Annotated in this window: 23 protein-coding genes; 10 read left to right on the forward strand and 13 right to left on the reverse strand. The window is 46.0% G+C overall.

What is annotated here, in order from left to right; genetic code table 11:
* Positions 1-28: 28 nt before the first annotated feature.
* The 6 genes from vmeI to pspA form a co-directional block, all read right to left on the reverse strand.
* Positions 29-3,139, reverse strand: coding sequence for an efflux RND transporter permease subunit VmeI (gene vmeI / locus KHO06_RS11505; RefSeq protein WP_212581617.1), 3,111 nt, complete (start codon positions 3,137-3,139; stop codon positions 29-31).
* Positions 3,136-4,221 (reverse strand): efflux RND transporter periplasmic adaptor subunit, encoded by a 1,086-nt coding sequence (locus KHO06_RS11510; RefSeq protein ID WP_045368577.1) that lies wholly within the window; start codon positions 4,219-4,221, stop codon positions 3,136-3,138. The genes vmeI and KHO06_RS11510 overlap by 4 nt, the downstream gene beginning before the upstream one ends.
* Before the next feature lies 1 nt (position 4,222).
* Complete coding sequence (locus tag KHO06_RS11515; protein WP_045418234.1) at positions 4,223-5,254, reverse strand: efflux RND transporter periplasmic adaptor subunit; 1,032 nt, start codon at positions 5,252-5,254, stop codon at positions 4,223-4,225.
* A 156-nt stretch (positions 5,255-5,410) separates the two neighbouring features.
* Positions 5,411-5,800, reverse strand: a complete 390-nt coding sequence (gene pspC, locus KHO06_RS11520) for an envelope stress response membrane protein PspC (RefSeq protein ID WP_005425740.1) — start codon at positions 5,798-5,800, stop codon at positions 5,411-5,413.
* Positions 5,793-6,026 carry an envelope stress response membrane protein PspB gene (pspB, locus tag KHO06_RS11525; RefSeq protein WP_005425720.1) on the reverse strand — a complete coding sequence of 78 codons (234 nt, stop codon included), beginning with the start codon at positions 6,024-6,026 and terminating at the stop codon, positions 5,793-5,795. Before pspB ends, pspC begins: the two co-directional genes overlap by 8 nt.
* A gap of 14 nt (positions 6,027-6,040) precedes the next feature.
* Complete coding sequence (pspA, locus tag KHO06_RS11530; RefSeq protein ID WP_005425704.1) at positions 6,041-6,712, reverse strand: phage shock protein PspA; 672 nt, start codon at positions 6,710-6,712, stop codon at positions 6,041-6,043.
* 233 nt (positions 6,713-6,945) lie between these two features.
* Between pspA and pspF the strand changes: the two genes are divergently transcribed.
* From pspF to KHO06_RS11560, 6 genes are all read left to right on the forward strand, one after another.
* Positions 6,946-7,956, forward strand: coding sequence for a phage shock protein operon transcriptional activator (gene pspF / locus KHO06_RS11535; protein ID WP_005425749.1), 1,011 nt, complete (start codon positions 6,946-6,948; stop codon positions 7,954-7,956).
* A 283-nt stretch (positions 7,957-8,239) separates the two neighbouring features.
* A complete protein-coding gene (gene sapA, locus KHO06_RS11540; protein ID WP_038889494.1) occupies positions 8,240-9,859 on the forward strand; it encodes an ABC transporter substrate-binding protein SapA in 1,620 nt (539 codons plus the stop codon).
* Positions 9,859-10,821 (forward strand): ABC transporter permease subunit, encoded by a 963-nt coding sequence (locus KHO06_RS11545; RefSeq protein ID WP_038889495.1) that lies wholly within the window; start codon positions 9,859-9,861, stop codon positions 10,819-10,821. The genes sapA and KHO06_RS11545 overlap by 1 nt, the downstream gene beginning before the upstream one ends.
* Positions 10,808-11,695, forward strand: coding sequence for an ABC transporter permease subunit (locus tag KHO06_RS11550; RefSeq protein ID WP_005425771.1), 888 nt, complete (start codon positions 10,808-10,810; stop codon positions 11,693-11,695). Before KHO06_RS11545 ends, KHO06_RS11550 begins: the two co-directional genes overlap by 14 nt.
* Complete coding sequence (locus KHO06_RS11555) at positions 11,695-12,690, forward strand: oligopeptide/dipeptide ABC transporter ATP-binding protein (RefSeq protein ID WP_005425745.1); 996 nt, start codon at positions 11,695-11,697, stop codon at positions 12,688-12,690. The genes KHO06_RS11550 and KHO06_RS11555 overlap by 1 nt, the downstream gene beginning before the upstream one ends.
* Complete coding sequence (locus KHO06_RS11560) at positions 12,687-13,469, forward strand: ABC transporter ATP-binding protein (protein ID WP_005425767.1); 783 nt, start codon at positions 12,687-12,689, stop codon at positions 13,467-13,469. Before KHO06_RS11555 ends, KHO06_RS11560 begins: the two co-directional genes overlap by 4 nt.
* Before the next feature lie 114 nt (positions 13,470-13,583).
* On the opposite strand, the gene KHO06_RS11565 is transcribed toward KHO06_RS11560, so the two are convergent.
* Entirely contained in the window at positions 13,584-13,973 is a 390-nt protein-coding gene (locus KHO06_RS11565; RefSeq protein WP_005425781.1) for a DUF2750 domain-containing protein, read from the reverse strand.
* Positions 13,974-14,047: 74 nt separating this feature from the next.
* A complete protein-coding gene (locus tag KHO06_RS11570; protein WP_038889496.1) occupies positions 14,048-14,953 on the reverse strand; it encodes a manganese-dependent inorganic pyrophosphatase in 906 nt (301 codons plus the stop codon).
* Between the two features lie 206 nt (positions 14,954-15,159).
* On the opposite strand from KHO06_RS11570, the gene KHO06_RS11575 reads away from it, so the two are divergent.
* Positions 15,160-16,374, forward strand: a complete 1,215-nt coding sequence (locus KHO06_RS11575) for a putative manganese transporter (protein ID WP_212581618.1) — start codon at positions 15,160-15,162, stop codon at positions 16,372-16,374.
* Positions 16,375-16,448: 74 nt separating this feature from the next.
* Here KHO06_RS11575 and KHO06_RS11580 read toward each other — a convergent pair whose 3' ends face one another.
* From KHO06_RS11580 to torE, 4 genes are all read right to left on the reverse strand, one after another.
* On the reverse strand, positions 16,449-18,188 hold the full coding sequence (locus tag KHO06_RS11580) for an alpha-galactosidase (RefSeq protein WP_212581619.1): 1,740 nt from the start codon (positions 18,186-18,188) through the stop codon (positions 16,449-16,451).
* A gap of 198 nt (positions 18,189-18,386) precedes the next feature.
* A complete protein-coding gene (gene torA / locus KHO06_RS11585) occupies positions 18,387-20,849 on the reverse strand; it encodes a trimethylamine-N-oxide reductase TorA (protein WP_212581620.1) in 2,463 nt (820 codons plus the stop codon).
* Between the two features lie 26 nt (positions 20,850-20,875).
* Positions 20,876-22,060: a pentaheme c-type cytochrome TorC gene (gene torC / locus KHO06_RS11590; RefSeq protein ID WP_005430271.1), complete on the reverse strand. Its 1,185-nt coding sequence runs from the start codon at positions 22,058-22,060 to the stop codon at positions 20,876-20,878.
* A 50-nt stretch (positions 22,061-22,110) separates the two neighbouring features.
* Positions 22,111-22,290: a trimethylamine N-oxide reductase system protein TorE gene (torE, locus tag KHO06_RS11595; RefSeq protein ID WP_005450728.1), complete on the reverse strand. Its 180-nt coding sequence runs from the start codon at positions 22,288-22,290 to the stop codon at positions 22,111-22,113.
* Between the two features lie 463 nt (positions 22,291-22,753).
* On the opposite strand from torE, the gene KHO06_RS11600 reads away from it, so the two are divergent.
* Together KHO06_RS11600 and KHO06_RS11605 are read left to right on the forward strand one after the other, a co-directional pair.
* Positions 22,754-23,554 carry an ABC transporter permease gene (locus tag KHO06_RS11600; protein ID WP_045378228.1) on the forward strand — a complete coding sequence of 267 codons (801 nt, stop codon included), beginning with the start codon at positions 22,754-22,756 and terminating at the stop codon, positions 23,552-23,554.
* Between the two features lie 251 nt (positions 23,555-23,805).
* Positions 23,806-23,943 carry a hypothetical protein gene (locus KHO06_RS11605; RefSeq protein ID WP_212581621.1) on the forward strand — a complete coding sequence of 46 codons (138 nt, stop codon included), beginning with the start codon at positions 23,806-23,808 and terminating at the stop codon, positions 23,941-23,943.
* A 62-nt stretch (positions 23,944-24,005) separates the two neighbouring features.
* Here the strand turns inward: KHO06_RS11605 and focA are convergent, their stop codons facing one another.
* On the reverse strand, positions 24,006-24,866 hold the full coding sequence (gene focA, locus KHO06_RS11610; RefSeq protein WP_038889509.1) for a formate transporter FocA: 861 nt from the start codon (positions 24,864-24,866) through the stop codon (positions 24,006-24,008).
* Positions 24,867-25,165: 299 nt separating this feature from the next.
* On the opposite strand from focA, the gene KHO06_RS11615 reads away from it, so the two are divergent.
* Complete coding sequence (locus tag KHO06_RS11615; protein WP_005430269.1) at positions 25,166-25,402, forward strand: TIGR02647 family protein; 237 nt, start codon at positions 25,166-25,168, stop codon at positions 25,400-25,402.
* Positions 25,403-25,413: the final 11 nt, after the last annotated feature.

Consider the following 25,413-nt stretch of genomic DNA (forward strand, 5'->3'; position numbering starts at 1 on the left):
GCTTTAGAACGTTATTTAAACTCAGCCGTTATTTTGGCACTGCCACCCTGTGGAATAGACGATACAACACTGGAACGACAATTAGTGTCAGTACGGTCGCAAAACCCAAACCAAACATGATGGTTACGGCCATCGGTTTAAAGAAGATATCCGGTAGTAGTGGAATCATACCTAGAATCGTAGTAATTGCTGCCATACATACAGGACGAACACGACTGACCGCTGCATCCACAACTGCGTCATATGCTTCTTTGCCCGACTTCATTTCAATCTCAATCTGATCAAGCAGTACGATACCATTTTTCAGCACCATACCTGATAAGCTCAAGAAGCCTAGCAATGCCATAAAGCCAAACGGCGTATTCAGGGCGAGTAGACCGGTTGTTACACCGATCAATGCCAGGGGCACCGTTAGCCAAACAATCAGTGGCTCTTTGATGGAGTTAAACAAGAAGATAGTAATCAGGAACATGAATAGGTAGCCCATCGGCATCGTCGTAAACAATGACGCCTTAGCATCGCCTGATGATTCATATTCTCCACCCCACTCTAGCGAGTAACCCGGTGGCATTTCGATGTCTTCAATCGCTGGCTGCAGACGTTTTTGCAGTGTTGCTGCCGTCTCTTCACCTAAGATATCCGGATCTGCCATCACCGTTAGCATGCGCTTACGGTTCTTACGAACGATAATTGGGTCTTCCCAACGCATGTCGTAGCCCATGGTCACTTGTTGTAGAGGAATAAATTCACTCTGCGCAGGGCTCCAGATCTTCATGCCTTCGATGTTACGAATGTCGATACGCTCATCTTCAGGTAGTCGCGCAACGATTGGCATTAGTGTAGTGCCATCGCGGTATAGACCGATCGTCATGCCCGAGAACGACATAGATAGGAAATCATCAACGTCAGACTTGGTGATGCCGTAACGACGAGCTTGGCTCTCGTTAAATTGAGGCTCTAGCACTTGTGTACGTTCACGCCAGTCATGACGGATGTTAGTCGCGCCAGGGTCGGCATACATTACGTCCATCACTTGCGCTGCGATAGTACGAAGCACAGTAGGATCAGAACCAATGATACGCGCTTCGATCTTCGCACCGCCACCAGGGCCCAATTCAATTTGCTTTAACTTGTAGTTAATTTCTGGGTAGTTGGTTTTGATGTGCTCTCTAAAGCGATCCATTAATGGCGCTAAGGCTTCATAGTTCTCAACACGCGTGGTGATCTCACCGTAAGCTGCGTAGCTTTTCTCTGGCGCATAAGTCAGCATGAAACGCTGCAAGCCTTTACCAGCCGTTGTGGTAATGTGATCAACGTGATCTTGCTCAGCGAGCCAACCTTCCAGCTCTTTCAGCGTGTCATTCGTCGCTCGAATATCTGTCCCTTCAGGCAGCCACACATCCAATTGGAAAATAGGCGTGGTTGAAGATGGGAAGAAGGCTTGTTTAACGTAGGTAAACCCGTAGACACTTGCCGCCAGTCCCGCAACCAAAACAACAACAGTGAACCATGCGCGGCGCATACAGAAGCTCAAGAACTTCTTGTACATGACAAACACAATGCCATTGTATGGGTCATTGTCTTCACCCTCGCCACTCTTAATTTTCTGGCCTTTGAAGAAGATGTCCGCAAAGAATGGCGTTAGCGAGATTGCAGTGAACCAACTCAGCATGAGCGAGATAAGCAGTACCGTAAACAAGGTACCACAGTACTCACCCGTCGAGTCTTCAGACAAACCGATCGGTGCAAATGCAGTTACCGCGATAACCGTCGCACCCAATAGTGGCCATTTAGTTTGCGTGACGATGTCTGTAGCAGCTTGCAGTCTCGTTCGCCCTTTCTGGGTACCTATCAGTATCCCTTCCACGACCACGATGGCGTTATCCACCAGCATACCTAGAGCAATAACCAAGGCACCAAGTGAAATACGCTGCAAGTCGATGGCTAAGTACTTCATGAAAATGAAGGTACCTAATACGGTCAACAACAAGATCAAACCAATCAGCAAACCAGAGCGCAAACCCATAAAGAAGAGTAGAACAACGATTACGATACCAACCGCTTGTGCCAAGCTGATAACGAAACCACTAACCGACTTGTCCACTTCTTTCGGTTGGTTGTAGATCTCTGAAATCTGAACGCCAACGGGTTGCTGGTACTTCAGCTCTGCAACACGACGGTCAAATGCTTTACCCACTTCAACAACGTTCACGCCCTGAGCAAAAGAAACACCCAAGTTCAGCGCCAATTGGCCGTTATAGTTGATGATGTTGGTTGGGACATCGACGTAGCCACGTTTAATTTCGGCAACGTCTTTCAAGAAGATAAGTCCTTGTGCACCCGACTCGGTCAACAATAGATCGCCAAGCTCATCAACACTTTGGAACTCACCAGTTGGTTGAATGCGGATGTACTCGTCACCAATTCTTATCGCACCGGCGTCAGAAACGACGTTTTGGGTCGACAGTAAGTTAAAGACGGTATTTGGAGAAAGACCAAGACTACTTAACTTCTTCATCGAAATTTCAATGAAGACTTGCTCTTGTTGTTGGCCTGAAACCGAAACCTTGCTCACCCCATCAACCAGTTCAAGCTCACGCCTCAAATAGTCAACATAGTCGAGCAGTTCTTTATAGCTATAGCCATCACCAGTGACCGCAAGCAAGATCCCATATACATCACCAAAGTCATCAATGACCGACGGTTCATTCACACCCGGCGGTAATGAGCCTTTCAGATCGTTGACCTTACGGCGTAACTCATCCCATATTTGCGGCAAGTCATCCGGACCATAGTTGTTTTTCATGGTCACGGTGATTTGTGATAAACCACGGCTAGAAATCGAGTTAACTTCATCCACATAAGTGAGCTGCTGGATGGCTTTTTCCAGTGGATAAGTCACCTCTTCCTCAACCTGTTGTGGGGTTGCTCCAGGGTAAGAAGTCACTACCATTGCATCTTTGATCGTAAAGGCCGGATCTTCTAGGCGACCTAAACCAAAGAACGCGGAAACACCACCAATCAAAAAGATCAGCGATACCATCCAACTGATTACACGGTTACGAATGAAATACGCCGCGATGCCCGTTACGTTTTCATCATCATCTTTTTGAGGCGCAACATTGTTATGTTCACTCATTGAGTTGCCTCCTGCTTAACCACTTCCACTTTCATGCCATCTCTTAATCGGGAAACACCAGCGACAACCACTTTGTCGTCAAGCTCTAAGCCGTCGAGAATCTGTACCGAGGTCTGCGACGCTTTGCCAGCGCGGACTTGCTTACGAGTCACCGTATTGTCGTCATTCAAGACCCAAACAAACTTGTTCTCGCGACTCAGATCATCACCATCAGCATTGAAGATCGCCTCAATTGGCACGTTGATGCCGATATTGAGATCGAGACCTGTTTTCTCATCTTTTGATGTTACATCCACTGCCATACCGTCAAGAATGTATTCATCTTTAGGCATTGGCAGCGACAGCGTCACAGTAAACGTGCCAGTGTCTGGATCAGGCTGTGTTGTAAACTCTTTGATATGCGCTTCATATTCGTTACCACTCGGTACACGAACCACGGCATTGATGCCCGATAAAAGCTCTTCTGTCGGAGGCTGGTTCACATACAAACGATCTGGGAGCTGAATCAGAACCTCAACGCGGTCCACACTGTGAATGTTCACAATGTATTGACCAACTTGAATGTTCTCAAACTGATCGACGTTTACTCGAGAGATGATGCCGTCAACCGGCGCTTTCAGCTCCGTAAATGACAAACGCAGTTTTGCAAGTTCCAGTTCCGCGAGTGCAATTTGGCGTTGTGCTGCAATTTCATCAAATTGAGATTTTGCCAGTAAGCCTTTTTTCACTAGAGGCGCTGAACGGCGATATTGACTGTCTACGACAGAAAAACGCGCCGATGCGTTATCGACATCCAGTTGGTAGTCGGTTGGATCTAGCGTGGCAATCACGTCACCTTTAATAACCTTATCGCCTTCTTTGACTAATACGCGACTTACCTCTCCCGCTACACGGAAACTCAGATGTGAACGATCAGCAGCGTTCGCTACAGCGGGGAAATACAAGTTGTCATCAACCTTTTTTCCTTCCAAGGAAGCAACGCGAACACGAGGGGTTTCTAATTCTCTTTCCGGCCCTTTATCACCACAGCCAGCAAGTAACATCGCCGAACATAGAGTGGTTAAAGCTAAGACTCCTTTCATATTACAATCCTCGCTCCTTCACCCACTCACGAACCTTAATACCCGGCTCAATGACATTCACGCCAGATACGATGATTTGGTCACCATCATCCAAGCCCGCCTCAATTTGTTGTTTCTCATTTAGAGTGACAGACGCTTTTTCGACAATGCCTTGGTCAGTGACTCGCCAAACGCACGTCTTACCATCTTCAGTGAAGATCGCTGAACTCGGGATTCTTGTTGCGCCCGCATTTTCAGACACTAAATGTACGTTTCCAGACATACCAGGCAAGATACCTACCCCTTCAGGGCGTGCCATTACCATGGTGACTTTATAACTGCCGGTTTTTGGGTCTGCTTCAGTATCAATTTCTTGGAAAGTCAGCTCAAACGACTGCTCAGGAAACGCATCAAACGTCATCGTCGCGTAGGCATTGGCTCCTTGAGTAAATTTACTCAGCAAGTGGTCTGGTAGCTGGAACAGCACTTTCATCACTTGGTTAGTTTGAATGTTCATGACGCCTTCTTTGGCCGCCACGTATTCATGATTTTCAGCAGGAAGATAAGAAATAGTGCCGTCATAAGGGGCAACAAGTTTAGTGTATCTCAGGTTCGCTTTAGCCTGATTCCACTGTGCTTTTGCCGAGTTGTGATTGGCTTTTGCTGCGTCGAAATCTTGCTCGGACACCACTTGCTCTTTACGAAGCTTTTTCGAGCGTTCGTATTGAACATCGGCTAAGGTGTAATTCGCGCGAGCTTGTTTTTCTAGGAGTGAGTACTCGTCAGGGTTGAGTACGGCAAGTACATCGCCTTTTTTAACCATTTGTCCAGCATTCACTTCTATTGATTGAAGTAAACCAGGCACTCGGAATGCGAGTACTGCTCGGTCACCGGCTTCTGTGGTGGCAGGAAAATGTCTTTCAAACTGAGCATTGCCTACAGAGACCGTGAAAAGTTTGGCGGGCCGGGATTCGGGTTCAGGGACTGGTGGTAGCTCTTTTCCACATCCTGAGAGAACCGTCATGACAGCGATTGGAATGAGCGCTTTTCTCATGTTAATTCATCCATTTAAGATCCATTCCTTTTAAAGTAGATGAATTTGGGGCGTTCTTCTAGAGCATCAGAGCAAAAAAATTCTTTAAAAATAGCAATTTGAGACAAAAATAAAGCAGGCCGCAGCCTGCTTTATCAATAAATCAGTAATTAATCACTAGAGATTATTAAACTCTCTGTTTACGCGATAAGTATCAGAAGTGACATACGCTTCCATGTTCCGAATTTTGCCATCAAGACGATTAAAGTCGCTCTCTAATACACTTAACAGCTGATCTGGGCTTTGTCCTTTCTGCCAAGGCTTACTTTTCAGCGTGTGCTCTTGACGAGACTTAATGTTTTCAGTGTAGGTCACCGGCTGCTTTTCTAGCATGAAGGTCATCGCAATATAAGCCAACAAGACTAGGAAAGTACCGCCCAACAAAGCAGCGGAAATCACAACGATACGAATCAACCAAACTTCCGCGCCAAAGTAGTTTGCGACTCCGGCACACACGCCGGAGATTTTGCCATTTACTGGGTCACGATACAGTTCTCGTTTAATCATACTTACGTCTCCACGTTGGGGATTCTGAGTCTAGGATACGCTCCAATGTTTCAACTCGAGACTGCATCGCTTCCGCTTTTTCAGACAGTACCTGAAGGCGCTCAAGATCTTGGCTCGACAGTGCACTATCTGCTTTGCGTTTGCTGCGATAGTGTAAGAAGAGCCATAGTGGAGCGACAAAGATTAAAAAGACAATCAATGGTCCAGTAATAAAAAATGTCGACATAAATGGCTCCTTTCTTATTTATCGTTCGATGACATCTGTTCTTTCAGTTTTGCCAACTCTTTTTCAATTTCGTCTTGTGCTTGTAGCTCGGCAAACTCTTGGTCTAGTGACTTTGCGTTGCCTGTTTTCGCGTATAGGTCTGCTTCTGCTTCCATCTCGTCAATCTTACGAGAGTATTGCTCAAACTTTGCCATCGCTTCATTTGTGCGACCTGCATGTAGCTGCTTTTGTACATCACGACGGTTAGATGCCGTTTGGTTACGAATTGCTAGCGCTTGTTGCTTCGCACGAGTTTCCGTGATTTTTGCTTCTAACTTACCGATTTCGCCTGTTAGCTTCTCGATCGTTTCTTCTACAAGTGTTTGTTCAGTGTGAAGACCTTTAATCACTTGCTCTAGCTTTTGCTTTTCAATCAGAGCAGCACGTGCCAAATCTTCACGCTCTTTCACTAGTGCTAGGCTTGCTTTTTGGCCCCACTCAGTGATTTGCTCTTCTAGTGCTTCGACTTTGCGAGCCAACTCTTTTTTGTCTGCAATCGCTTTCGCCGAGTTAGTACGCACTTCTACAAGTGTGTCTTCCATTTCTTGGATGATAAGACGGATCATTTTTTCAGGATCTTCCGCCTTGTCTAGCAATGCACTGATGTTTGAGTTAACGATATCTGCAAAACGAGAAAAAATACCCATAACGGAACTCCTCTTTTTTCCTATTAAAACTCGACAAGGCGGTGATTCACCTTGTGTCTCCCTTTACATGTAACAAGTAGCGTGCCAACTTTTATTGTCTATATTAAACAATAGCTTACGCATTTTGTTGTTGTTGCATACCGTTATGCTATGATGGTTTTTACCAACTGTTGGTAAATTTCACCAACTTCAATACTGTAAATCTTGGCCAGACAGAAAATAAGAAGGATTTTATGAAGCAGAACCTCATTGGTGAATCGCCCGCCTTTCTCGCCGTATTAGATAAAGTATCACAACTTGCGCCGATTGAGCGGCCCGTTCTTATTATTGGGGAACGAGGCACAGGTAAAGAGCTCATCGCGCAACGTTTACACTATTTATCAAAGCGTTGGGATAAGCCACTGCTTTCTCTAAACTGTGCGACATTAAGCGAGGGTTTGATTGACTCCGAGCTGTTTGGTCACGAATCGGGGTCATTTACAGGGTCGAAAGGTAAGCATAAAGGCCGCTTTGAACGCGCCGAAGGTGGCACCTTGTTCCTTGATGAATTGGCGACCGCGCCACTCCTCGTTCAAGAAAAACTCCTACGTGTGATTGAATATGGCGAATACGAGCGCGTTGGTGGACACACTGCACTAACTGCAGACGTTCGTTTGGTTTGTGCAACCAATGCTGATTTACCAAAACTGGCAGAACAAGGGGATTTCCGTGCGGATTTGCTCGACCGTTTGGCCTTTGATGTCATCATGCTTCCGCCACTGAGGGAGCGAAAAGAAGACATCCTTTCCCTTGCCGAGCATTACGCGATCAAGATGTGTCGTGAATTGCAGTTGGAATACTTTGTTGGCTTTACGGAAGAGGCACAACAGTCACTGCTCGATTACGAATGGCCGGGCAACGTTCGTGAATTAAAGAATGTGATTGAACGAGCAATCTATCGTCACGGCCTCAATTCAGATCCTATCGAACACCTTATCTTCAACCCATTTCAAACGGGTTGGGATAACTCACTCGGCCACACTGCCGCTCAGGAAGAAACCGAGACAACAGAGGCCACTCCGCACTCCGCAATCCACTTCCCTCTGGACTACAAGCAGTGGCAAGAAGATCAAGATATTGAATTGCTAAACCGAGCACTAGAAGAAGCGAAGTTTAACCAACGCCAAGCCGCAGAATTATTGGGGTTAAGCTACCACCAGCTTAGAGGTATGGTCAGAAAATATGGCTTAGTCGGTCAAGGATAATTGCCACATGCCCTCTCACTCGAGTAATGGCTCACTATACTGAAGGAAAACAAGCGGTTTTAGTAAACGCGAGTGTTTTACACAAATTAGTGAGCAATTTGAGAGGCAAATAAGGTCAACAACCAGACAATGATACGGTAATTTGATCTAACACCCCGCGACTCAACGATTTTATGTTTGGAGCGAGTTAGCAAAGGTGATAAATTAGCGAGATCATTTTCGCTTGTCATCCTTGAAGCAAACAGCTGAGGGAGCAAGCAAAGTCCAATGACCATTTCATATTATGAAAGCTTTTATAAGACTATCGCTGAGCCTGATTGGTATTAGCTTACTCACCGCATGTGGTGATGAAATCGATCACAATGATATTCGAGAGAATGGCTTTGTGTTTTGCGGGCAAGGTAAGCCAACCACGTTTAACCCTCAGCTCATTGACAGCGGCATCACTGCCGAAGCACTTAGCCCTCAGCTATACGATACGCTGCTCACACTTGATCCCAAAACCCATCAACCCGTTGCAAATCTTGCAGAAAATTGGTCCGTTAATGAAGAAGGCACCGAATACACGTTTAATCTTAAACAGGGTGTTCAGTTTCAAAAGACAGCATGGTTTACACCTACACGACCTTTTAATGCACAAGATGTGGTATTCAGCTTCAAGCGAATCATTGATGTAGACCATCCGTTTCACGACGTCGGTGGTGGTTTTTATCCATGGTTTGCAGGTTTGGATTTCCAAAACTTGGTGAAAGATGTTGTCGCTGTGGATAACGACACAGTGAAGTTTGTGCTCTCTCAACCTAATTTTGCCTTTCTAGCCAATATTGCGACCAGTCATGCCGTGCTACTTTCTGCCGAATATGGCCAGCAGCTTGCAGCAAAAGATGAGAAAGAGCAGATCGATATGTTACCTATCGGTACTGGTCCTTACCAACTCAAAGAGTACCAAGTGAACGACTTGATTCGTCTTGAGCGCCACCCTAAATATTGGAAGTCGCCAGCCAAGATGGAGCAGGTGGTGTTCGACATTTCTCACCGCGGTACTGGCACGCTCGCTAAGCTGCTTAGAAACGAGTGTGATGTGCTTGCATCACCAATTTCGAGTCAGATTCCAATCATTCAAGAAACGGAAGAGCTAGAGTTAACCGCAACGCCTGCTAATAACGTCTCATTTATCGCGATTAACACTGAACACCCAGCTCTGCGCGATGCTCGTGTTCGCCAAGCATTGAACCTAGCGATCAACCGCCAGAACATTCTTGATTCAGTGTATTACGGCACTGGCACTCAAGCTTACACCCTACTTCCACCTAACTCTTGGGCTTACCAAAAAGACAGCGTGAAAATACGTTATGACCGTAATTATGCTCTAGCCCTTCTTCGAGAGGCGGGTTACGAGAAAGGTCTGCAATTGACTATGTGGGTGCCATTGGAACCACGCGCCTTTAACCCAAGTCCGCGTAAGACCGCAGAGCTGATTCAAGCAAACTTCGCAGACATTGGCGTCGAGTTACGACTGCTGACTGATGACCGCTTTGAACGTACCCAACTGGAAAACATCAATGATGTAGACTTGCTGCTCACTGGTTGGATTGGGGATACGGGCGATCCGGATAACTTCTTCCGCCCTCTGCTGTCTTGTGAATCAGAACGCGTTGGTTTGAACGTTTCGATGTGGTGTAACGATGATTTCGACTTCTTGTTGGATCTTGCACTAGAAACTCAACAGCAACGTTACCGCTTGAACCTATATCGCCAAGCGCAGAATATTCTCAATGAAGAATTCCCAGTTATTCCATTGGCTCACGGCGTTCAATTCCGTGTCCACGACAAATCGCTGAAAGGTTTTAAATCGAGCCCTTTCAATGCACAACCTTTTGATAGAGTTGAGAGAATCCATTAATGTTTTGGTACGCCGTAAGACGTCTTAATCTATTTGTCATCACTTTGATGATTCTCACGTTAGTGGGCTTTTCGCTATTGCGTTTGGATCCGAGTTCTCATTGGGCAAACGTTGAATTTTGGGCAGGCTGGCAAAGCTACCTTGTTGAGCTATCACAGCTCAATTTTGGTATCAGCAAGAACGGAAATCCAATTTACGATGAGTTAGCCATTGTCTTCCCTGCAACACTCGAGTTGTGTTTCTTTGCCTTTGTCGTTTCATTGCTTATCGGCATCCCGCTGGGCACGATTGCAGGCATGAAACAGGGTAAATGGTTAGATACCAGCATCTCATTTATCTCTATGTCTGGTTACTCGGCGCCTATCTTCTGGGTTGCGCTGATGTTGATCATGATGTTCTCGTTGCAGTATCACGTGTTCCCCGTTGCTGGCCGCTATGACTTACTGTACGAGATTGACCACGTAACGGGTTTCGCCATCATTGATGCATTCATGGCAAAAGGTGAATACCGAGCACACGCACTACAAAGCGTTATCGAACACATGATCTTGCCATGTTTGGTATTAGCGCTTGCTCCTACTACCCAAGTTATCGGCTTAATGCGCGCATCAGTGGCAGAAGTGATGAGCCAAAACTACATCCGTGCTGCACGAATCAAAGGTTTATCCAACCGCGAGATCGTGACACAACACGTGCTACGTAACGCCATTCCGCCTATTGTGCCAAAAGTTGGTGTTCAGCTTTCTAGCATGATCACGCTAGCGATCATTACTGAATCTATCTTCAACTGGCCGGGTATTGGTCGTTGGTTGTTGGATGCACTTTCAAATCAAGATTACGCTTCTATTCAAGCAGGCGTAATGGTGCTAGCAACCCTTGTTTTAACTGCCAACATCCTTTCGGATTTGATTGGTGCCATGATTAACCCTCTGGTGAGAAAGGAATGGTATGCTAACAAATAACGTTTATCAGGAAGAACGCATTCCAACTCAGTTCGAACGATTCTGGCGTAGCTACCGTGCCAACAGCTTGGCAATGTTTGGCTTGTGGTGTCTGATTTTCATCATCCTGATCACCATATTTGCGCCATTCCTTACGCCTTATGATCCACAAGCTCAATCGGGCGAACTACTTGTGCCTCCATCATGGGCACCAGCAGGCGCCGTGGACTACTTTCTTGGCACAGACGATTTGGGGCGTGACATCCTTTCACGTCTGATTATGGGTTCTCAGCTGACATTCGGTGCAGCCGTCGCCATAACGGTCATTGCTGGTTTGATTGGCTGTTTTATTGGTGTTCTGGCAGGCATGACTAAAGGTCTGTTATCGAGTACTTTGAACCACTTGCTCGATACCGTAATGTCGATCCCATCTCTACTACTGGCGATCATCTTCGTGGCTTTCCTTGGCTTTGGTGAGTTCAACATCCTTCTGGCAATCTGCTTGGCTTTGATTCCGCGCTTTATTCGCTCGGTGTACATCGCGGTCCATACGGAAGTAGAAAAAGACTACATCATGGCCGCTCGCTTAGATGGTGCCAATGACTTCTACTTACTGTGGAACTCGATTCTGCCAAACGTTCTAACGGTGATTGCTGCAGAAATCACACTGGCATTGTCTGTAGCAATTTTAGATATCACCGCACTAGGCTTCCTTGGTTTGGGTGCTCAAGCACCAAGTACTGAATGGGGCGCAATCCTTGGCGACTCCGTTGAGCTGATTTACATCGCACCATGGACTGTGACGCTACCGGGTCTCACCATTATGTTTACCGTGGTTGTTCTAAACTTAGTGGGTGAAGGTGTACGCCAAGCGCTCAATGCGGGGATCGAATAATGCCGTTACTAGATATTCGACATTTAACCATTGAAATTGAAACGCCATCAGGTTTGGTGAAAGCCGTCGACCGCATGAGCATTACCCTAAATGAAGGGGAAATCCGTGGCCTAGTGGGCGAATCAGGTTCAGGTAAGAGTCTGGTTGCCAAAGCAATTGTTGGCGTTTGTAAGGACAACTGGAAAGTCACCGCGGACCGAATGCGCCTTGGTAACATTGACTTGCTTCAATTGACACCGAAAGAGCGCCGACGAGTGATAGCTCGCGATATCGCGATGATCTTCCAAGAGCCTTCGACCTGTTTAGATCCTTCTGAAGAAGTAGGACGTCAATTGATCGAATCGATCCCTTCTCGCTCTTTCGAAGGAAAATGGTGGGAACGATTCAAATGGCGTAAAAAACAGGCGATTGCCCTACTCCACAAAGTGGGCATCAAAGATCACAAACGCTTGATGGGCAGCTACCCTTACGAGTTAACTGACGGTGAATGTCAGAAAGTCATGATCGCGATGGCCATTGCAACCAAGCCAAAGATCTTGATTGCCGATGAACCTACCAACGACCTTGACCCAATTACGCAGTCACAAATCCTGCGTTTGTTGAGCCGAATGAATCAGCTCAACAACACCACGATTGTGTTGATTGGCCATGACTTGACCACCATTACTCAATGGGCGAATCGTATTACGGTAATGTATTGCGGCCAATCGGTTGAATCCGCTGACACCGAGAAGCTGGTTGAGGCTCCGAAGCATCCATATACTGCGGCACTGCTCAAAGCAATGCCCGACTTTAATGATTGGATTCCTCATAAGCAGAAATTGCAATCACTACCGGGGTCAATCCCCCCTTTGCAGCACTTGCCAATCGGCTGCCGCTTAGGACCTCGTTGCCCTTATGCACAAAGACAATGTGTCGAGATACCCCATACGAGACGTATCAAGACTCATAAATTTAGCTGTCACTTCCCATTGAACACGGAGAAACATTCATGAGTGCGTTGCTTGAAGTCGATAACCTATCGAAACAGTTTGTCACGCGCTCAGGACTGTTTAAACGAACAGTCAAAGAAGCGGTTAAACCGGTTAGTTTTACCCTAGAGCCGGGTCAAACCATTGGCTTTATTGGCCAAAACGGCTCAGGAAAATCAACCCTAGCACGTATGTTAGCGGGTGTGGTTGAGCCAAGTTCCGGTGAGATTCGTGTAAACGGTGAGCGCCTTGAACACGAAGATTACTCGACGCGTTGTAAGCTAATTCGCATGATTTTCCAAGATCCAAACACCTCTTTGAACCCGCGCATTCAGATTGGCCGCATTTTGGAAGGTCCGTTAAAACGAAACACTAACATGCCGCCGGATGCACGTATGAAGCGTGTAAAAGATACTCTGTTGCGCGTAGGTTTGCTGCCAGAGCATGCTTATTTCTATCCACAAATGCTTGCAGCAGGTCAGAAGCAGCGTGTATGTCTTGCTCGTGCTCTTATCCTGCAACCTTCCATCATCGTTGCTGATGAGGCACTAAACGGTCTAGACATGGCGATGCGCTCTCAGATCATCAACTTATTCTTAGAGTTGCAAGAAGAGATGGGCTTGTCGTTTGTTTACGTGTCTCAGCATATTGGCATCGTGAAACACATTACCGACAAAGTAATGGTGATGCATGAAGGCGAAGTGGTGGAGTTTGGTGAGACAAACCAAGTGCTGACCAATCCAGAGCATGCGATTACTCAGCGATTGGTAGAGAGCCACTTCTACAAAGCGCCAAACCACTAAAGATTGAGCGAGTAGTAAGTTTCTAATATTCGCTTCCTCTAAAAACCTTCCTCTAAAAATAACAAAGCCTGCATCAACACAGGCTTTTTAGTCTCTGAATGTCAGAAGTAATGCTTAACGACGGCTCGCTTGCTTGCGCAGTTCGAAATCAAACTCATCTGGAAACAGCACCACGCCTTCTTCATTCTGGTTTGGGAAAACCACAACAGACAGCTCATCATCTTCTAAACCCGACGTCCAACGACTGTGCCATTTGTTCAAAGAGATAGCCTCTGGCTCACACTCCTCCCAGTCGCCTGTCGCCCACTGCTGTGCAAACTCTTCGTTTGGCCACACTGGTACACAATCGTCGTCTTCTGTGTTTAACATCACGCAGCCGTGTTCATCCTTCAGAATCCACACTTTACGGTTTGCTACGATTTCCTTCACACAGTATTTCAATCGCTGCTCTTCGTTGTAGCGATTGATGGTGTCCATTTGCTCTTGGGTTAATGCTTCAGACATGTTCGTCTCCTATTCCCATAGAAAAATGCCCACCTATTGGCGGGCATTTACAGTATACGTCGGTAATAATGAAATTACACAAGCTCAGTTTGAAGCCAAGGCCAGCCTTGCTTCTTACGGCTTAGAGTGTTTTCCATCATTAGCATGCCGTCTTTCTCGTGCTTAACAAGTTTCTCAGCCCACTCACCTTTGTAAAGAAGACGAGTTTGAGCAGTAGTGATGTCTGTTAGCATAACAGCAGCGAATGCTAGGTTGTCGTTTGCACAACGCGCCTCTAGATCGGCTTCTAGTGCTTCGATCATGCCGTCAACTTGCTCTAGAGTTGCAAGTTCAACCTGACCTACTACTACGTCACGACCGTTGAATGGGTAACCTTTAAGGTCTTTTTCAACAAGTTCAGCCGCAGATAGACCTTCAATGTTTGTCTTAGCAATTAGAAGATCTTTAGTGAATGCGTCAACGTCTTGTACGTCTGCGATAGCCGCTAGCTCAGCAACAGCATCTTTGTCTTTTTGAGTACAAGTTGGAGAAGCAAAACCTACTGTGTCAGATAGGATAGCTGACATCATTAGCTTAGCGATTTGAGGCTTGATCTCGTGACCTTCAATCTTGAACATGTTGAATAGTACTGTGTTAGTACAACCAACAGGCCAGATCCATGCTTCCATTGGGTTCACTGTCATCACGTCACCTAGACGGTGGTGGTCAACGATACCCGCGATTTCAGCTTCAGCGATGTCGTCTGGTGCTTGCGCTAGATCTGAGTAGTCTACTAGCCAAACAGTTTCGCCAGCTACTGAAGTGCGTAGCTCAGGAACTTCTGCGCCAGCTACTTCTAGGATGTGCTGAGTTTCACGGTTAATTTCGCCCTGACGAATTGGCATTGCTTCAACACCACGCGCCTTTAGAAGTTCAGTTGCAACTAGTGCACTACAAATACTGTCACTGTCTGGGTTCTTATGACCTACAACTAGAATCATGTTTCTTCCTATTCAAGTCAATTTGATGGCTTCCTAACAGGGTGAATTGCATAACGAATTACACCGAGGAAGCGGGTTTGCTCACAAAGGCGCTTACTTTACCTGATTTAAGGGAGATTGACACGAAGAAAAGTTGTTACGGCCTATTGCGAATAATTCTCACTTTCATATAATGAGAATTATTACCATTTGCATTTAAGCTTACTATGAACGCAACCAAGATTTTTAATTCAGCACACCCGTTGCTGCAACCTGCTCAATTTCGCCTTGCTTATAAGCGACTTTTGCTACCCGTTGCGTTGCTCGCGCTATTAGCAAGTGAAGCGACAAGAGATGTCACCGTCGCCACGCTATCGGATTCGTTCTGGGCCGTTTCTTGTTATGTTGCTGCAACGCTCGCGATCTACCACTACCTGTCGAATTTCATGTCGAAGACTAATCGATTAACCGCGCTTTACCACCGCTCTCGTAGCCATCAAGTGTTCTTTGCTGCACTGCTTGGTGCGCTTCCTGGTTGTGGTGGTGCAATTGTTGTAACAACACAATTTATCAGCGGACGTGTTGGCTTTGGCGCTATCGTTGCCGTGCTTACCTCAACCATGGGCGATGCGGCTTTCTTGTTGCTTGCGGCAAAGCCTGCGACGGGTTTTAGTATCATCGGCTTGGGCATCGTGGTTGGTACGTTGTCTGGCTGGGTAGTGAACGCTTTCCATACCGATGATTTTCTGCGCCCAAAGCAGAAAGAACAATCACCTCAAGCACAGTGCTGTAACAGCCACGGCGACACACATACCCCAATGGAGCAGCGCGCGATTAACTTGCAAGGTGCGTTTTGGAAATGGTTGCTTGTGCCTGTCACTATCGTTGCAGTACTTGGCTCTTTTCAAGTCGATATTAACCAAATGCTTGGTTTGAAAGACAACACCATGGAGTGGTTAGGGGCGACGTTTGCGGTGATCAGTATGTTCCTGTGGGCAATGACTAAGGAACTTGGCGACTACCAATCGACCGTATCGGAAGATGACAAAATCATCGACTCCCACCCAATTCAAAAAGCGGCGCAAGATACTAACTTTGTTAGCGCATGGGTAATTTTGGCTTTCCTCGCTTTCGAGCTCACCACGTACTTCTCTGGTCTGGATTTAGGCTCTACGTTCTCTGGTTGGGGGATTTGGATGCCACTGATTGGCCTTGCAATTGGCCTGCTTCCGGGCTGTGGGCCACAAATTCTGGTTACCAGTCTGTATATCTCAGGCGCGGTGCCATTATCGGCACAGTTATCAAATGCTATTTCAAATGATGGTGATGCCCTATTCCCTGCCATTGCTATGGCACCGAAAGCGGCGTTAGTTGCGACTGTCTACTCGGCCATCCCTGCGTTGATTGTCGGCTACGGGTACTTCTTCCTATTTGAATACTAATCGCCTGGTACACATGTAAATGGACATAAAAAGAGCCTCAATCGAGGCTCTTTTTCTTTTTCAATCTAATCAGGCTATGCGGTCACGATAGCTTTAGCATTCAGCCCCTTATCCAAACTGACCAGCAATAACTGACATGGCTCTTGATTGAGCTTCTCCCCGGTCCAGTAATCATACCAATCTGTTGGTTGGTCTGCGGTAAGCGTAAACTCTGTCGCTTCATCGTTCGCGTAGTTGAACAAACAGTGCAGATCGTTTTTAGATGTCAGCGGTAGGAAAGCATGGTTTAAACCTAGCGCGGTAAACTTAGCCGATTCTTGATTACGACGTTGGCGCAGCATCAGTTTCGCTAGCGTCTTACTCGTAAATGGGGTGATTTCTGGTAGAGGATCACCGGAAAGCAGTAGGCCACCACACGCAAGTAACACGTTACGGTGGAACTGATAATCTTCACGCGAGGCTGCTTGGTTTGGTAATGAAGTGAATGTCGCGCAATCTGGGTCAATTTGCCATAACTTGCGATGCTGCCAACTGCGGAAGAAGGTCTCTTTCGCGATTTGTTCAAAGCGATGGCTATGGCGCTCTACATCATCAGAAACACGCATGGCATCAACGAGCCCCAAAGAAGGCCACATTGGTGCGTTACAACCTAGCAGCCAGGCATCTCCCGCCCCTTTAGCGATCGCTTCCATACCCATGCGGTAGGCTTCTACACCGGTTACGCCCGATTGACTGCGCTTACCTTTTAAAGTGCCCCAGTAGTTTGCGTCTAATTTGAATAACTCAACGCCCCACTCTTGACGCATGACGGACACAACGTGGGTTAGATGATCTTGCACTTCAGGATTTGAAGTATCGAGAATGTACCAAGGAGTACAACGCCAACCGCCATAAGTGACATCTTCAGCTTTCAGGAGATTTCCGTCCTCGTGACGCACAAACCAATCGGGATGCTTTTTGAAGATTTCTGATTCTGGCTGGGCAATGAATGGTGCCATCCAAATCGCTGGCTTTTTGCCTTTCGCGCGAATGTTGTGAATCAGTTCTTTCACACCACCAGAGAACTTATCCGAAGGCGTTAGCCAATCTCCCATAAATGCTTGGTAGCCATCATCTAGCAGTACCCATTCGAGCTCAGCTAGGTTGTCTTGCATGCATTCCACGTTTTCTAAAACGTTGCCTTCGGTCACATCCGCGTAGTAGGCATACCAAGAGCACCAGCCAATTGGCGCATCCTGAGTGACACCATTGCGCACTGGGTGATGCTCGGCAAGCATCTCACTGTATTGTTGGTAAAGCTCAGACAGAGATTGACCGCGTAATATAGCCACAGATTCCAGTGTGTTATGTTCCCAATCCGCTACTTGGGTATGTTCTCCATCAATAGAGGCAGAAAGAACCCAATGCTCACCGTGCGCCTGCACCTCAAAATAGCCTGCAAAGCGATGACAAGACGTAAAGCCAAACAAGGTGTAACCTGCGGCATCTTCAACAGCTAAGTAGTTGTAGTAACGCTTAGGTGCACTCTCTGGGTAAATACGGTAGGAATTATTGTTATCTGGGCAGCGACCAATATCGATAGGTTGAGAAATGGTACCGCTGGTCTGCACCAACATTTGGAAACCGTCGCCAAGCACCGTTGCACCTTGCTCATAGAGAAAAGGCATTTGGAACAAGACTTCACGATCGGTGAAGGTTTTATTGTGTATCCCGGCAAAAGAAAAATGGATTTGGTTGCCTACGACTTCAAATTGAAGATCGTTATCACTCACTGAAATCTCAGTGTGATTGGCCAATTGAATGGTCTGAGCCATAGAGAATCTACTCACTTAATTATTATTGTTTCATTAAGCGCATTATCCTCCCCTTCTCTCACCCAATTCGTTATCAACGTCACGAATCCGTTGCATCTCAATTTATTCAAACTGGTTATTGAGAGAACGCTCACTGAATTTTGGTCAAAAAAATACCAGCCCGAGGGCTGGTATTTCATTCATAGCTTAGTGCTCTGATTAAGCAACTTCGATCGGGCCACCGAATGAAGTCACTGGTGGAACTTTACCAGTGAATTTCTCGAAGTCTACGATACATGTGTTCGCAGAAGTCGCTTGTGCTAGCTCAGAAGAACCGATGTCTTGAGTTAGTGTGTTAGGATCACCGTAAGTACAAATTGCACCTACTTTCTCGTTTAGAGGACCGTACCACGCACCTTCTTCGATACGGATAACCCCACGTGGGTAGCTATCAGTAAGTACAGCACCAGCAAGAAGCTGACCACGGTCGTTAAATACACGTACCAAGTCACCGTCTTTAATGCCTTTTGCTTTCGCATCAACTGGGTTGATGTATACAGGCTCACGACCTTGAACAGCGTAAGTAGCACGGAAATCTTCAGATTCACACATCTGAGAGTGCAGGCGCTTGTCCGGGTGGCAAGACTGTAGCCAGTACGGGTGTTTGTCAGAGCCAGGACCACCGTGTGAGCGTTCTGATTTCTCGAACCACATCGGGTGTTCTTGACAGTGTTCGTAACCGTAACGACCGATCTTACGAGAAGTGATCTCGATGAAGCCAGAAGGTGTACCCAGTGGGTTGATTTCTGGATCTTGACGGAAGTCAGCGTGACGAACCCAAGGCTTACCTTGACCGAAGTCTAGTACGCTCTTCTCCCAGAACTCATCAAATTCTGGCATTTCGAACTTACCGTCGTTCGCTTTCTTACAATCGTTGTACAGGCTGCGGATCCATTCCATCTCGCTCATGCCACGAGTGTACTCGTCGCGACGACCAAAGCGTTGAGTCAGTTCACTCATGATTTGGAAGTCTGGCTTAGATTGGAACAATGGGTCCACTAGACGATGCATAGCAATCAGACCTTTGTTCGAGTAAGAACCGTATACGTCGATATCGTTACGTTCCCACTGAGTACATGCTGGAAGCACGATATCAGAGAAACGACACGTTGCCGTCCAAGCGAACTCAATCGTTACTACTGTTTGTAGTTTCTGGAACGCTTGCTTCATGCGGTTACGATCTTGGTGGTGGTGCCATGGGTTACAACCCGAGATCACCATCATCTTGAAGTCCGGAAGCTTAACTTTACCACCGTTGTAGTTGATCTCTTTGCCTGGTTCTAGCAGACAGTCGATCCAACGTGCAACAGGGATAGTACGGCTGTAACCGTTAAAATCGTTGTTATCCCACTTCGGCTTCATACCAGTATCTAGGTTACGAGGGAAACCACCAGGGCCCGCGAAACCAGTTGAAGGTACACCGATACTTGAGTAGTGGTGACCGTAAGAGATACCACCGCCAGGTAGACCGATTTGACCAACCATTGCTGCAACTACTGCTGCTGCCCAGTATGGTTGCTCACCGTGCTCTTGACGTTGGATACACCAACCCATAAGGATCTGTGTACGACCGTTCACTAGCATGCGTGCGAATTCACGAATCTTGTCCGCTTTCACGCCACAGATAGGTGCAGCCCACTCAGGTGTTTTAACAACTTTATCTTTCGTTTCACCTTGAACGTACTTGATGAAATCTTCGAAACCTAGACAGTAAGTTTCAATGAACTTCTTGTCGTATAGGTCTTCGTTGTACAGTACGTGCGCAACAGCAAGCATGAATGCTACGTCTGTTAGCGGGTTAATGTATAGGTGATCGTTCTCTAGGTAACGTTGAGTCTTGTTCTTAACTGGGTCTACAGAAAGAACATTGATCTCGCCTTTCGCTACTTTTTCCTTCAACTGCGCTAGGTAGTTGAAAGATTCGTGCGTTTCACAGTTCCAACCTACTTGTAGGTTTTTAACTGGGTCGTTTGCCCAAAGAATGATGTTGTCTGAGTTCTCTAGGATTTCAGACCAAGACGTACCTTGTGCGTAAACTTCTGTTGAACCAAGTACGTAAGGCATGATGGTTTGACCTGCACCAGTCGAGTAGTCACCTACTTTAGTGATGAAGTTACCGTGCATACCTACAGCACGTTGCATGTGTGCTGTACAGTTGTTGAACGCACCAGTTTGGTTCCAACCAGTTTGACCTGCGTGTAGAGCCCATGGACCGTATTCTTTCTGAATACGCTCTAGCTCACGGTAGAACAGGTCTAGAGCTTCATCCCAAGTTACACGGATGAAACGGTTGTTACCGCGCGTCTCAGCGCTGTATTTATGCTTCTTCAGCCAATCTAGACGAACCATTGGGTAACGAACACGTGATGGGCTGTAGATAATGCCCTTGATGCCGTTCAACATTTCTGTTGGGTTCTGGTCTAGCTCTAGCGGTTTGATCTCTTGAACTTTACCCGCGTAGATGTGGGCGCGGAACGCGCCCCAGTGTGAACCTGTTACTTTCCAAGTACCAGTAGACTCAGCTGCGTTTGCAGATGCTGAAGCCAATAAGCTTGGACCGATAACTGACGCTGCACTTGTGGTTGCTACACCTTTAAGAAAACTTCTTCGTGTAATAGCCATTTATTTTTACTCCAATCCGACGCTTATTAGTGGTGACCTTCAGCATAATCTGAAGAGTGCTTCTGTAGGTACTTCAAGATCAGTGCTTCACTGTCTGTATCTAGGTTAACGAACGCTAGCATACCGTCGAACATACCTGGCCATGTGTTCGCATCGAAGTGCGCTTCAGCTGGTTGTGTGTGACATACAGAACAGTTAGTTTTGTAAGCTTCTTTCGATTTTTCCCATACAGGGTTGATGTCGTTCAGCATAGATTCTTTCTTGATCCATACTTTCGCAGCTACTTTCTCCCAAGGAAGACCAGTTAGCTCATCAACTTTCTTCTCACCAGCCGTAACAATGTTCGCGTCTGTTGATGCTTCTTTCAGTAGAGATGCTACTGCGATGTTTTTACCGAAGTCTTCTTGAATTACACGACCGAAGCCTTTCGCTTTACGCCAGCCGTCGATTTCAATTTCAACGTAGTCGCCTTTGTCTTCAAGAACTTTTACAGTTGATGCTGGGTTTAGAAGACCTGCTTCTTTAGCACCTTTGTCATCGAAGTAGATTGGTAAGTGACGAACACTTACTAGTTGCTGACCTACACCGTAGTCAGTGTTTGAAGTCATACCTTCTAGGTCACCAACAATACCACCAATACTGTCCATACCAGCTGGTAGTTTGTGTGCGATACCTTTGTGACAGTCTACACAGCTTTGATCTTTCTCAGCTGCTTGTTTCATTTGGATACGAGCGGTTGGAGACATTTGCTCGAAGTCCATTGAATCGTAGTTGTGACAGTTTTTACACTCTAGAGATTTGTTTGCAGAGAAACGATCCCATTCGTGTTTAGCAAGTTCGATACGACGCTCTTCGAAAACACCCGGTTCGTCGTAGTTGCCAAATACTTGTGCAAATACTTCTTTAGACGCTTGCATCTTACGAGCGATCTTATCTGTCCAGTTGTGTGGAACGTGACAGTCAGGACAAGTAGCACGAACACCAGAGTGGTTTTTCCAGTGAACTGTGTCTTGCAGTTCAACGTATACGTTGTCACGCATTGTGTGACAACTAATACAGAATTCTTCTGTGTTGGTTGCTTCTAGGGCTGTGTTAAAGCCACCCCAGAAAATAACACCAGCGATGAAACCGCCCATAGTCAGCACGCCTAGGCTGATATGGACTGCCGGGCGCGTCATCGTACGCCACAGTTTAATGATTAATGATTTCATTATTTGCTCTCTTAAAATCTTTTCTAAAGTGTGGTTATGAGCTCACCGGCTTACATGCCGTGCGCGCCTGGAGGACCAAAGAAGAACACTTGAAGTGCCCAAACAATAAATCCGTAGCCGCCTACGAAAGCCACACTCAGAATTGGGAAGAGAACAACTGCAATGAAGAGGAACGACTTCCACTCCAGTGAGCGTTTTTCACCACTCTCAATTTTGTTAACATCACTCATACATTTGCCTATTTTGTATCTAGTGTTATTGGAAAGCCCGCGTCACCAAGCTTAAGTTTTTTACAATCTCTATGGGAAAATGTTAGACCATACTAATAGTAAGGTTCAATCAAATCTGATGCTCCTCCCCTTGTTATCCAACACTTTTTTGAGCTCATCCAGAGATGTGTTTGATTGATATTCTTTGTGAAAAAATATTAATGGATGTGAAAAAATAAGTCTTTTGCAGACATGTTAAGAATACAACACAAGATTAACTTTGTTTACAATTTTCTGGATTTTTTCGTGCTACTAAATCGCTCTTTTTCCGACTAAAGACAAGCAGTTGTGATCGTCTTGTTAAGAAAACTTCACTAAATCATCGTGCTTTTTCAAACGTAAGATTGCAAAAAAACAGACCTCGCTAATTCATAAACCAACCGCACTTCGTTAGAATCAAAACGTTTGTTTCCGGAGAAAGTTTATGAATCAAGTTGTGGATATTAATTGGTTTGAACTCGCCCTTTTTAGCTTGATTCTGCTCATTCCACTCACCATCAATAAACGATACAAACTTGGCATTGCCAAAGACACTGTCATTAGCGTTGTGCGTATGACCGTTCAATTGGTTCTTGTCGGTGTGTATTTGGAATACCTTTTTAAGCTGAATAGCTTGGCAGTAAATTTGTTGTGGCTAGCGATTATGATTGTGGTTGGGGCGAGCTCAATTGTGAGTAAAACCAATCTACCCAAAAAACCTCTCATGTGGCCTTTAATCGCAGGATTGTCTAGCAGCTTATTCCCTTTGCTTGCGGCGATTGCTTTTGGCCTCGTCAAGCCAGAGCCCTTTTACAACGCGCAGTATATGATCCCTTTAGCAGGCATGCTGCTAGGCAACAGCTTGAGCAGCAACATCGTTGCCCTGCAGAACTTATTCACTGCTTTCGAGCAAAGAAAATCTGAATATGAAGCCGCTATATCTTTAGGTGCATCACCCAAATACGCCTCCTTCCCTTTCCTTCAAGAAGCGCTTCGTAAATCTCTGGCGCCTATTCTCGCCTCCATGGCAACGACTGGCTTGGTGACGCTTCCCGGCATGATGACAGGCCAAATCTTAGGTGGCGCTAGCCCGATGGTGGCCATCAAGTACCAATTAATCATCATGCTAGCGATTTTTGTCATGCTCAGTGTGTCTGTGGCGATTACCTTAGAGATGACGCTGAGCTGTGTACAAACAAAAGAAGGCCGCATAAAAGTGAAGTTTATCAACAAGGATAAGGCTTAAAGTTGGTCACTTCGCCATCACATAAGCGTCTCATTTTATGAATTTTTCTCGATCAAAAAAGATACTCACGATCTTTGAGACAGGTTATCCACAGAAAATGTGGATAAACCCCAAAAACCCATAAGCAACCAGAAACATAAGAGCAACTTTGAGACTGACCTCTCCTCATCAATCAAACGATCACAGATTGGTCATAGAAGCGTCATCGACTGCCTCTAGAGTGCAGTTAACCGACGAAAGGAGAATTCATCATGGATAGGTTAAACACGCGAGAAAAGCTCGATGATTTAGTGTCAGAAGTACCTGTAGACTGGCTAACACAAGAGCCTGTGGAAATGACATCTCACTGGATCCCAAATGAATTTGGTATCAACGAAGAGCTCGTCTAGCGCACCAGCTAAAACATTCAGATAAAAGAAAGGCAAGCCATATAGCTTGCCTTTTTTGAAAATTATTTCAGATGCTTATCTTCATCACGCAGGTAAATCATCCAGTACCACATGCCAACGAAGACACCACCACCGATAATATTACCGATCGTCACGGGGATCAGGTTGTTGGTCAAAAAACCGATCATGTTCAGATCCGCGTAGTCTGCAATGTTGGCACCTGTCATTTGCCAGAATGACTCTGGAGCAAAGTATTTAATACCAATCGCCATTGGTACTTGGAACATGTTCGCAATACAGTGCTCAAAACCTGCAGAAACGAACATCGCTACCGGCAAGATCATTACTGCGATTTTATCTGTCAGGGTGCGGCCGCTAAACGTCATCCAAACTGCGATACATACTAAAACGTTACACATGATGCCCAGCGCGACGGCTTGGAAGAAACCGTGATGCAGCTTATGTTGCGAAATTGCCATCGCATTCAAGCCCACTTGTCCACCGTCGAACATGTATTGCTTAGTAATAAGCATACAAACAACAAGTAGAACCGCACCAACCAAGTTACCGAAGTATACAACCAGCCAGTTCTTCATTAAGGCTTTCCATGAAATCTTGCCACTTGCACGTGCCACCAGCGTAAGAACCGAACTGGTAAACAGCTCACCGCCAGTAACAACCACTAAGATCAAGCCAAGGCTGAATGCCAAACCACCAATAAGGCGTGTAATGCCCCAAGGGAGATCACCAGCACCAGTGGTTACGGTTGTGTAGAAAATAAAAGCAATACCAATGTGAATGCCTGCAGAAATCGCCAGCAGGAAAGATTTCATCGGAGCTTTAGTTGCTTTGCCAACACCTACTTCGGCGGCACGTTCAGCAGCCTGAGGTGGTAATAGTGAGTCAAACTGATTGAAGTTCATGGAAGTGTAACATTTAGAAACAATTAACGAGGCGCGGATAATCGCTCCATTTCCAGACTTTTTCAAGGGCTATTTTTCATGTTTACCAAATTTGTTGTTGCTGAGAGAGTAATCGATAAAATTCAACAATGAGTTATTGTCCTAACCATTATTAATATTTGGTTCAAATGTTTACTGTAGAATAAAATTTCCGCGTTATATCAGGCCTATAGCGCTACACTTAACATTTCTAAGGCTTTTCTATTGCTCAACCTTAGTTTTCAGACTAGCTTGGTTAAAAAAGTACGAAGGAATTACCTATGAAATATTCAGCTGACCATATCGCCGAACTGAACCTACTTCTTCAATTCGATTTAAGCAGCGCAGCTACTGGCATCAAAGTCCACAAAGAAGCTTCTGAAGAAATGCAGGCAGCCGTTGCGCGTCTGTACGAAAAACAACTATGCACACAACCAGATGGCGGTTACCTAACTGACGAAGGGATCGAAGTTGCAGAACACGCGGATAAGATCCTTCGAGTGCTTTCTGCTGAATAATGATATTTAGA

The sequence above is a fragment of the Vibrio sp. B1FIG11 genome, assembly GCF_905175335.1.
GTDB lineage: Bacteria > Pseudomonadota > Gammaproteobacteria > Enterobacterales > Vibrionaceae > Vibrio > Vibrio campbellii.

What these genes read in the sequence shown, in the direction of transcription:
- vmeI (WP_212581617.1), bottom strand. Translation starts at nt 3,139, where the DNA reads ATGAGTGAACATAACAATGTTGCGCCTCAAAAAGATGATGATGAAAAC.
- KHO06_RS11510 (WP_045368577.1), bottom strand. Translation starts at nt 4,221, where the DNA reads ATGAAAGGAGTCTTAGCTTTAACCACTCTATGTTCGGCGATGTTACTT.
- KHO06_RS11515 (WP_045418234.1), bottom strand. Translation starts at nt 5,254, where the DNA reads ATGAGAAAAGCGCTCATTCCAATCGCTGTCATGACGGTTCTCTCAGGA.
- pspC (WP_005425740.1), bottom strand. Translation starts at nt 5,800, where the DNA reads ATGATTAAACGAGAACTGTATCGTGACCCAGTAAATGGCAAAATCTCC.
- pspB (WP_005425720.1), bottom strand. Translation starts at nt 6,026, where the DNA reads ATGTCGACATTTTTTATTACTGGACCATTGATTGTCTTTTTAATCTTT.
- pspA (WP_005425704.1), bottom strand. Translation starts at nt 6,712, where the DNA reads ATGGGTATTTTTTCTCGTTTTGCAGATATCGTTAACTCAAACATCAGT.
- pspF (WP_005425749.1), top strand. Translation starts at nt 6,946, where the DNA reads ATGAAGCAGAACCTCATTGGTGAATCGCCCGCCTTTCTCGCCGTATTA.
- sapA (WP_038889494.1), top strand. Translation starts at nt 8,240, where the DNA reads ATGAAAGCTTTTATAAGACTATCGCTGAGCCTGATTGGTATTAGCTTA.
- KHO06_RS11545 (WP_038889495.1), top strand. Translation starts at nt 9,859, where the DNA reads ATGTTTTGGTACGCCGTAAGACGTCTTAATCTATTTGTCATCACTTTG.
- KHO06_RS11550 (WP_005425771.1), top strand. Translation starts at nt 10,808, where the DNA reads ATGCTAACAAATAACGTTTATCAGGAAGAACGCATTCCAACTCAGTTC.
- KHO06_RS11555 (WP_005425745.1), top strand. Translation starts at nt 11,695, where the DNA reads ATGCCGTTACTAGATATTCGACATTTAACCATTGAAATTGAAACGCCA.
- KHO06_RS11560 (WP_005425767.1), top strand. Translation starts at nt 12,687, where the DNA reads ATGAGTGCGTTGCTTGAAGTCGATAACCTATCGAAACAGTTTGTCACG.
- KHO06_RS11565 (WP_005425781.1), bottom strand. Translation starts at nt 13,973, where the DNA reads ATGTCTGAAGCATTAACCCAAGAGCAAATGGACACCATCAATCGCTAC.
- KHO06_RS11570 (WP_038889496.1), bottom strand. Translation starts at nt 14,953, where the DNA reads ATGATTCTAGTTGTAGGTCATAAGAACCCAGACAGTGACAGTATTTGT.
- KHO06_RS11575 (WP_212581618.1), top strand. Translation starts at nt 15,160, where the DNA reads ATGAACGCAACCAAGATTTTTAATTCAGCACACCCGTTGCTGCAACCT.
- KHO06_RS11580 (WP_212581619.1), bottom strand. Translation starts at nt 18,188, where the DNA reads ATGGCTCAGACCATTCAATTGGCCAATCACACTGAGATTTCAGTGAGT.
- torA (WP_212581620.1), bottom strand. Translation starts at nt 20,849, where the DNA reads ATGGCTATTACACGAAGAAGTTTTCTTAAAGGTGTAGCAACCACAAGT.
- torC (WP_005430271.1), bottom strand. Translation starts at nt 22,060, where the DNA reads ATGAAATCATTAATCATTAAACTGTGGCGTACGATGACGCGCCCGGCA.
- torE (WP_005450728.1), bottom strand. Translation starts at nt 22,290, where the DNA reads ATGAGTGATGTTAACAAAATTGAGAGTGGTGAAAAACGCTCACTGGAG.
- KHO06_RS11600 (WP_045378228.1), top strand. Translation starts at nt 22,754, where the DNA reads ATGAATCAAGTTGTGGATATTAATTGGTTTGAACTCGCCCTTTTTAGC.
- KHO06_RS11605 (WP_212581621.1), top strand. Translation starts at nt 23,806, where the DNA reads ATGGATAGGTTAAACACGCGAGAAAAGCTCGATGATTTAGTGTCAGAA.
- focA (WP_038889509.1), bottom strand. Translation starts at nt 24,866, where the DNA reads ATGAACTTCAATCAGTTTGACTCACTATTACCACCTCAGGCTGCTGAA.
- KHO06_RS11615 (WP_005430269.1), top strand. Translation starts at nt 25,166, where the DNA reads ATGAAATATTCAGCTGACCATATCGCCGAACTGAACCTACTTCTTCAA.